This is a genomic window from Pseudomonas sp. BMS12, from assembly GCF_001592875.1.
GTDB lineage: Bacteria > Pseudomonadota > Gammaproteobacteria > Pseudomonadales > Pseudomonadaceae > Aquipseudomonas.
In genome coordinates this window covers 194,419-201,015 of sequence record NZ_LSOF01000018.1, presented here as the reverse complement: position 1 = coordinate 201,015, position 6,597 = coordinate 194,419, and the positions used below count along the sequence as shown (strand labels likewise).

Below are 6,597 nucleotides of genomic sequence, written 5' to 3'. Positions count from 1 at the left end.
GGCGTCCCCTAGGGGACTCGAACCCCTGTTACCGCCGTGAAAGGGCGGTGTCCTAGGCCACTAGACGAAGGGGACGAAACCTTCATTCACTCGAACGCGCTGGAATTCGTTCGGTGGCAAATTTGGTGGAGCTAGACGGGATCGAACCGTCGACCTCTTGCATGCCATGCAAGCGCTCTCCCAGCTGAGCTATAGCCCCGTCGCTTGGACGGGGCGCATAATAGGGGCGAGGCCATAGCCTGTCAACACAATTTTTCGTCGAGCCTGAAAAAATTCTGAAGGCAGAACAACCACTTACCCTCCCCCTGCATCAGCCGCGAAAACCCTCCAGCAGCTTCTTCCACTCCTTGCTCTCGCCGTTGCTGACGCCACCGAGCAGCTCGATGGCCTGACGCAGGCGGAAGCGCGACAGGTCGGCGCCAAGGATTTCCATAGCGTCCAGAACGGACACCGAGCTGGCCTTGCCAGTGATGGCCGGGAAAATCAGCGGCATCAGGTCGCGCAGCTTGAGGCCGAGGCCCGCGCAGACGAACTGGATGCTCGCGGTGATCTTCTCCTTGTCCCACTGGCGCAGTGCTTCCAGCTCCCACAGCAACAACTGCAGGGCCTGGCGCACCTGATCGGGGCTGAGCTTCTTGTGCTCCAGCAGCTTGGCATCCAGTTGCACACCACCACTGAAGAAGAAGCTGGATAGCGGCGCTATGTCGCTGAACGTTTCCACGCGCTGCTGCACGTGCGGCGCGATCTGCATCAGGTACTGGGCGTTGAAGGCCCAGTCCTGCACGCGCTTGGCGAAGTCATCCACCGGCAACTCGCGCAGCCACTGGCCATTCAGCCAGGACAGCTTCTCCACATCAAAGATCGGCCCGCCGAGGGAAACGCGCGACAGGTCGAAGTGCTCGATCATCTCGGCCAGGGAAAACTTCTCCCGCTCGTCCGGCATCGACCAGCCCATGCGTCCCAGATAGTTCAGCAGCGCCTCGGGCATGTAGCCCATGCGCTCGTAGAAGGTGATGCAGGTCGGGTTCTTGCGCTTGGACAGCTTGCTCTTGTCCGGATTGCGCAACAGCGGCATGTAGCAGAGCTTGGGCTGCTCCCAGCCGAAGTACTCGTACAGTTTGATCAGTTTCGGTGCCGACGGCAGCCACTCCTCGCCGCGCAGGACGTGGGTGATCTCCATCAGGTGGTCGTCGACCACGTTGGCCAGGAAGTAGGTGGGCAGGCCGTCGGCCTTCATCAGCACCTGCATGTCCATGCGATCCCACGGGATCTCCACGTCGCCACGCAGCATGTCCGGCACCACGCAGACGCCTTCGTTCGGCACCTTCATGCGCACCACGTGCGATTCACCGGCGGCGATACGCTGCTGCGCCTCTTCCGGAGCGATGTGCATGCAGTGGCCGTCGTAGCGCGGGGTTTCCTTCTTCGCCATCTGCTCGGCGCGTACCTGGTCCAGGCGTTCGGCGGAACAGAAGCAGGGGAAAGCATGGCCCTTGCTGACCAGTTCGTCCGAGTATTTCTTGTAGATGGCGCCGCGCTCGCTCTGCCGGTACGGGCCGTGCGGGCCGCCCACATCGGGACCTTCGTTCCACTCGATGCCCAACCAGCGCAGGGCGTCGAAGATCTGCTGCTCGGACTCGCGGGTCGAGCGCAGCTGGTCGGTATCCTCGATGCGCAGGATGAACTCGCCGCCGTGCTGGCGGGCGAAACACAGATTGAACAGGGCGATGTATGCGGTACCGACGTGCGGATCGCCGGTAGGCGACGGCGCAATACGGGTGCGGACTTTGGTCATGACAAGTCTCGAAAGCAGGGGGAGATTCAGGGGCGCAATGTTAGCAGGCTGGCCACCGTGGGCTCTAGCAGCCCGGTGTTCGGCAGCGGCAGGCTGGCCATGAGAAAGTCGAGGAAGGTCTTGACCTTCATCGCCTGGAAACGCCGCGACGGGTAGACCGCGTACAACTCACCAATGGGCAGGCGCGCCTCGGGCAACAACTGGATCAGGCGCCCGGTGCGTACCGCATCCTCGGTAATCATTACTGGCAATGCCACGATACCGGCTCCAGCCAGGGCAGCCTCACGAGCCAGGGTAATGTTGTTGCAGGCCAGCACCCGCTGGCAGGGAACATGCTCATCCAGCAGCGGCCAGTAGCGCGGCGAGTCCGCCGGCAGATGAATGGCGCGATGCCCCGCCAATTCCTGCGCCGTCTGCGGCGTGCCATGCAGGGCCAGATAGTCCGGACTGGCACAGAGATGGCGAGGCGTCTCGAACAGCTTGCGCGCGATCAGCGTGGAATCGCGCGGCTGCCCGACCTGCATGGCGATATCGATACCCTCCTCGACCAGATCGACATCCCGCGAGGTCAGCTCCACCTCGGCACTGATCTGCGGATACTGGCGCATGAAGCGCCCCAGCACGCTACCGAGAAATAGCTGACCGAACTCGATAGGTGCGCTGATGCGCAACAATCCGGATGGTTCTTGCTGCAACTGCATCACGGCCTGCTCGGCCTCGGCGAAGTCGAGCATGATCTGCCGGCAACGCTCGTAATAAGCCTGCCCCACCTCGGTCAGGCGCAGCTTGCGCGTGGTCCGATTGAGCAGGCGCACCCCCAAGCGCTCCTCGAGCAGGGCGATACGCCGGCTGACCGTGGATTTCTGCATGCCCAGGCTGTGCGCCGCCTGGGTAAAACTATGGCACTCCACCACTCGGGTGAAGATCAGCGCATCGTCCAACCCCATGATTGTTCCCCAAATGCAACAAAGTTTGCGAATTCTACCGTCTACATCATCCACAGCAACACTGTTAGATTGACCAGCACTTACGCCCGCCGTTCGAGCTTTCCTCATGCCTGCGCAACTGCAACGCCGCCTCTCCATCTTTATTGTCATCTTGGCCCTGGTCGGCCTGAGCCTGTTCGGCCACTGGCTGCTGATCGGCCGCTTTCACGAAGAGACCGACAATGCTTACGTGCAAGGCGAGATCACCCGAGTCTCCAGCCAGCTGGGCGCACGCATAGAAAGCGTTCTGGTGCACGACAACCAGAAGGTGGAGAAAGGCCAATTGCTCGCCACACTCGAAGCGGCCGACTTCCAGTTGGCCCTGGAGCGTGCCCGCGCCGCACTGGAGACGCGCGAGGCTGAACTGGCCCAGGCACAGAGCCGCCTGCAGCAGCAGAGCAGCACGATTGCCGCCAGCGAGGCCGACGTCGCCGCCAGCCAGGCCAACCTCAACCGCAGCCAGATCGACCTGTCCCGCGCGCAAACGCTGCGCAAGCCCGGCTACGTGTCCGAGGAGCGGGTCACCACCCTCTCCGCCGACAGCCGCGTGGCCAGCTCGCAACTGGCCAGGGCCGAGGCCGACCTGGCCGCCCAGCGCCAGCAGATCGACACCCTCAAGGCCGACGTCAAGCGTCTGCAGGCACAGATCAGCAACGCCCGCGCGGACGTAGCCCAGGCCGAGCTGAACCTGACCCGTACCGAAATCCACGCCCCCATCGCCGGCACCATCGGCCAGCGCTCGGCGCGAGCCGGCCAGGTGGTGCAGGCCGGCGCCTACCTGCTATCCATCGTGCCGAACGATGAAATCTGGGTGCAGGCCAACTTCAAGGAAACCCAGATCGGCCGCATGCAGCCGGGCCAGAGCGCCGAACTGATCTTCGATGCCTACCCGGACACGCCCATCGAAGGCCATATCGAGAGCCTGTTCGCCGCCTCCGGCGCGCAGTTCAGCCTGCTTCCGCCCGATAACGCCACCGGCAACTTCACCAAGGTGGTACAACGCATCCCGGTCAAGCTGACCTTCGCCGCCGACAACCCGCTGGCCGGCAAAATCCGCCCTGGCATGTCAGTGGAAGTGAAGGTGGACATCTCCAGCGACGCCCGCCATGGCGGCTGACGCCCTCCTGCGCCCCGAGGGAGAACCCAGCAGGCGCGACTGGATCGCGGTGATGAGCGCCATGCTCGGCGCCTTCATGGCCGTACTGGACATCCAGATCACCAACTCCTCACTGAAGGATATCCAGGGTGCGCTGTCGGCCACCCTGGAGGAAGGCTCGTGGATTTCCACCTCCTACCTGGTAGCGGAAATCATCATGATTCCGCTCACCGCCTGGCTGGTCCAACTGCTCTCGGCGCGCCGCCTGGCGGTGTGGGTGTCCATTGGCTTCCTGATTTCCTCGCTGCTCTGCTCCATGGCCTGGAGCCTGGAGAGCATGATCGTGTTCCGCGCCCTGCAGGGCTTCACCGGCGGCGCGTTGATTCCCCTGGCCTTCACCATGACCCTGATCAAGCTGCCCGAGCATCACCGGGCCAAGGGCATGGCACTGTTTGCGATCACCGCCACCTTCGCCCCGTCCATTGGCCCGACCCTGGGCGGCTGGCTGACGGAAAACTGGGGCTGGGAATACATCTTCTATATCAACGTGCCGCCGGGCCTGCTGATGATTGCCGGCCTGATGTACGGCCTGGAGAAGAAGGCGCCGCACTGGGAGCTACTGAAAAGCACCGACTATGCCGGCATCGTCACCCTGGGCCTGGGCCTGGGTTGCCTGCAGGTCTTTCTCGAAGAGGGTCATCGCAAGGACTGGCTGGAATCACAGCTGATCGTCGGCCTCGGCAGCGTGGCGCTGATCAGCCTGATCCTGTTCGTGATCCTGCAACTCTCTCGCGACAATCCGCTGATCAACCTGCGCATCCTGCGCGAACGCAACTTCGGCCTGACCAGCATCTCCAGCGTCGGCCTCGGTCTCGGCCTGTACGGTTCGATCTACCTGCTGCCGCTGTATCTGGCGCAGATCCAGAACTACAACGCACTGCAGATCGGCGAAGTGATCATGTGGATGGGCATTCCCCAGCTGTTTCTCATTCCGCTGGTGCCCAAGCTGATGAAGGTGATCTCACCCAAGTGGCTGTGTGCGCTCGGCTTTGCCCTGTTCGGCGCGGCCAGCTTCTTCTCCGGCGTGCTCAACCCGGACTTCGCCGGCCCGCAATTCAACCAGATCCAGCTCATTCGCGCGCTGGGCCAACCCATGGTGATGGTCACCGTCTCCCTGATCGCCACCGCCTATATCCAGCCACAGGACGCCGGCTCGGCCTCCAGCCTGTTCAACATCCTGCGCAACCTGGGCGGCGCGATAGGCATCGCCCTGCTCGCCACCCTCCTCGACAGCCGCGCCAAGACCTACTTCGACTACCTGCGCGAAGCCCTGGTGCCTGGCAACGCCGCCGTCGACGAGCGCCTCAACCTGCTCACCGAGCAGCTCGGCAGCCAGCAGGCCGCACTGGCCAAGCTGAGCGAGATCACCCACCAGCAGGCGACCATCATGGCCTACAATGACGCCTTCCATTTCGTCGGCCTGGCCCTGGCCATCAGCATGCTTGCCGTGCTGCTAACGCGAAAACTGCCTGCCGGCGCCACTGGCGGCGCAGCCCACTGACCCACCACGCCGCACCTGCGGCGTGGTTTCGTTTCGAGCCCTGCATGTCCGTTTCGCCTAACCGCTCGCTGCTGCTGATCGGCGCCTTTCTGGTGATCTACATCGGCTGGGGCACGACCTACCTGGCCAATCACTTCCTGCTGCGCGAACTGCCGCCCTTCGTTCTCGGCACCCTGCGCTTCACCCTGGCCGGCCTGCTCGCCCTGTCATTCATTGCCCTGCGCGGCGACCTGCGCGTGCAGCGCAGCGACTGGGGCGGCGCCATGCTGGGGGGACTGCTGCTGATCGCCGTGGGCCAGGGCGCCCTGATCTACGCCAACCAGTACCTGCCGACCGGCATGCTGGCCATGCTCTACACCAGCCTGCCGCTATGGAGTGTGGCCCTGGAGTGGCTACTGGATCGCCGCCCACCTTTCTGGGTACTGCTCGGCCTGGCCATTGCCTGTGGCGGTATCACCCTGTTGATGAGGGATCGCCTGGCTCACGATGCCGGCCCCATGCAGTGGTTCTCCGGCGCCCTGGTGCTGGGCGCCACCCTGCTCTGGGCCATCGGCGCCTGGCGCCTGCGCCAACGTCCGGCCTTTCGCTCCGCCGGCACCGGCCTGGGCCTACAGATGCTGGTCGGCGCCGCGGTATTGGCCGGTTTCGGTTGGCTGCATGACGACTGGCACGGCCTGGCGCTGCAGAACCTGTCGATAGACGCCTGGCTGTGGCTGGCCTATCTGGTACTACCGGTCAGCCTGGGGGTGTACCCGGCCTATTTCTGGCTGCTGCGCGAAGTGCGACCGAGCCTGGTGTCGACCTTCGCCTTCGTCAATCCTCTGGTGGCCATGCTGCTCGGCTACCTGATCCTCGGCGAACAGCTCAGCCTTACGGCCGCCCTCGCCTGTGGCGCGGTGTTGGGCGGAGTGTCACTGATTATCTTTGGTCGGCGCTGACTTAAGAACCATGGAGCGGCTGCGTCGCGAAAAATTTTCGCGACTGAAGTCGCTCCCACAGCGCCCATGAAAAAGGGCTCCCGTGGGAGCCCTTTTCTATCGTGCCGCGATCAACGCTTGCGGCCGAAGCCCGGGCGTTGGCCATCGCCGTTCGGCGTACGCTTGGCCGGTGCCGACGGGCGCGGCTTGCGTGCCGGACGATCGGCCAGTTCGACGGCCGG

5 protein-coding genes and 2 tRNA genes are annotated in these 6,597 nt (G+C 63.7%); 3 read left to right on the top strand and 4 right to left on the bottom strand.

Features of this window, described 5'->3' with window-relative positions; translation table 11 throughout:
• Window positions 1-2 precede the first annotated feature (2 nt).
• The 4 genes from AYB31_RS17585 to AYB31_RS17570 all read right to left on the bottom strand — a co-directional run bounded on the left by AYB31_RS17585 (window position 3) and on the right by AYB31_RS17570 (window position 2,742).
• A tRNA-Glu gene (locus tag AYB31_RS17585) sits at window positions 3-75 on the bottom strand.
• 48 nt (window positions 76-123) lie between these two features.
• Window positions 124-199, bottom strand: a tRNA-Ala gene (locus AYB31_RS17580).
• 111 nt (window positions 200-310) lie between these two features.
• Window positions 311-1,795 carry a glutamate--tRNA ligase gene (gene gltX, locus AYB31_RS17575; protein WP_068830098.1) on the bottom strand — a complete coding sequence of 495 codons (1,485 nt, stop codon included), beginning with the start codon at window positions 1,793-1,795 and terminating at the stop codon, window positions 311-313.
• A gap of 26 nt (window positions 1,796-1,821) precedes the next feature.
• Entirely contained in the window at window positions 1,822-2,742 is a 921-nt protein-coding gene (locus tag AYB31_RS17570) for a LysR family transcriptional regulator (protein WP_068830096.1), read from the bottom strand.
• Between the two features lie 106 nt (window positions 2,743-2,848).
• Between AYB31_RS17570 and AYB31_RS17565 the strand changes: the two genes are divergently transcribed.
• Genes AYB31_RS17565 through AYB31_RS17555 form a run of 3 tightly spaced genes read left to right on the top strand, consistent with a single transcriptional unit; the run spans window position 2,849 to window position 6,376 of the window.
• Window positions 2,849-3,898, top strand: coding sequence for an HlyD family secretion protein (locus AYB31_RS17565; protein WP_068830095.1), 1,050 nt, complete (start codon window positions 2,849-2,851; stop codon window positions 3,896-3,898).
• A gap of 49 nt (window positions 3,899-3,947) precedes the next feature.
• On the top strand, window positions 3,948-5,438 hold the full coding sequence (locus AYB31_RS17560; RefSeq protein WP_162493013.1) for an MDR family MFS transporter: 1,491 nt from the start codon (window positions 3,948-3,950) through the stop codon (window positions 5,436-5,438).
• Window positions 5,439-5,482: 44 nt separating this feature from the next.
• Window positions 5,483-6,376 carry an EamA family transporter gene (locus AYB31_RS17555; protein ID WP_068830091.1) on the top strand — a complete coding sequence of 298 codons (894 nt, stop codon included), beginning with the start codon at window positions 5,483-5,485 and terminating at the stop codon, window positions 6,374-6,376.
• Window positions 6,377-6,597 lie beyond the last annotated feature (221 nt).

Bases quoted from the DNA above. Each gene is read 5' to 3' on its own strand.
- AYB31_RS17555 (WP_068830091.1), top strand. From the start codon at position 5,483: ATGTCCGTTTCGCCTAACCGCTCGCTGCTGCTGATCGGCGCCTTTCTG.
- AYB31_RS17565 (WP_068830095.1), top strand. From the start codon at position 2,849: ATGCCTGCGCAACTGCAACGCCGCCTCTCCATCTTTATTGTCATCTTG.
- gltX (WP_068830098.1), bottom strand. From the start codon at position 1,795: ATGACCAAAGTCCGCACCCGTATTGCGCCGTCGCCTACCGGCGATCCG.
- AYB31_RS17570 (WP_068830096.1), bottom strand. From the start codon at position 2,742: ATGGGGTTGGACGATGCGCTGATCTTCACCCGAGTGGTGGAGTGCCAT.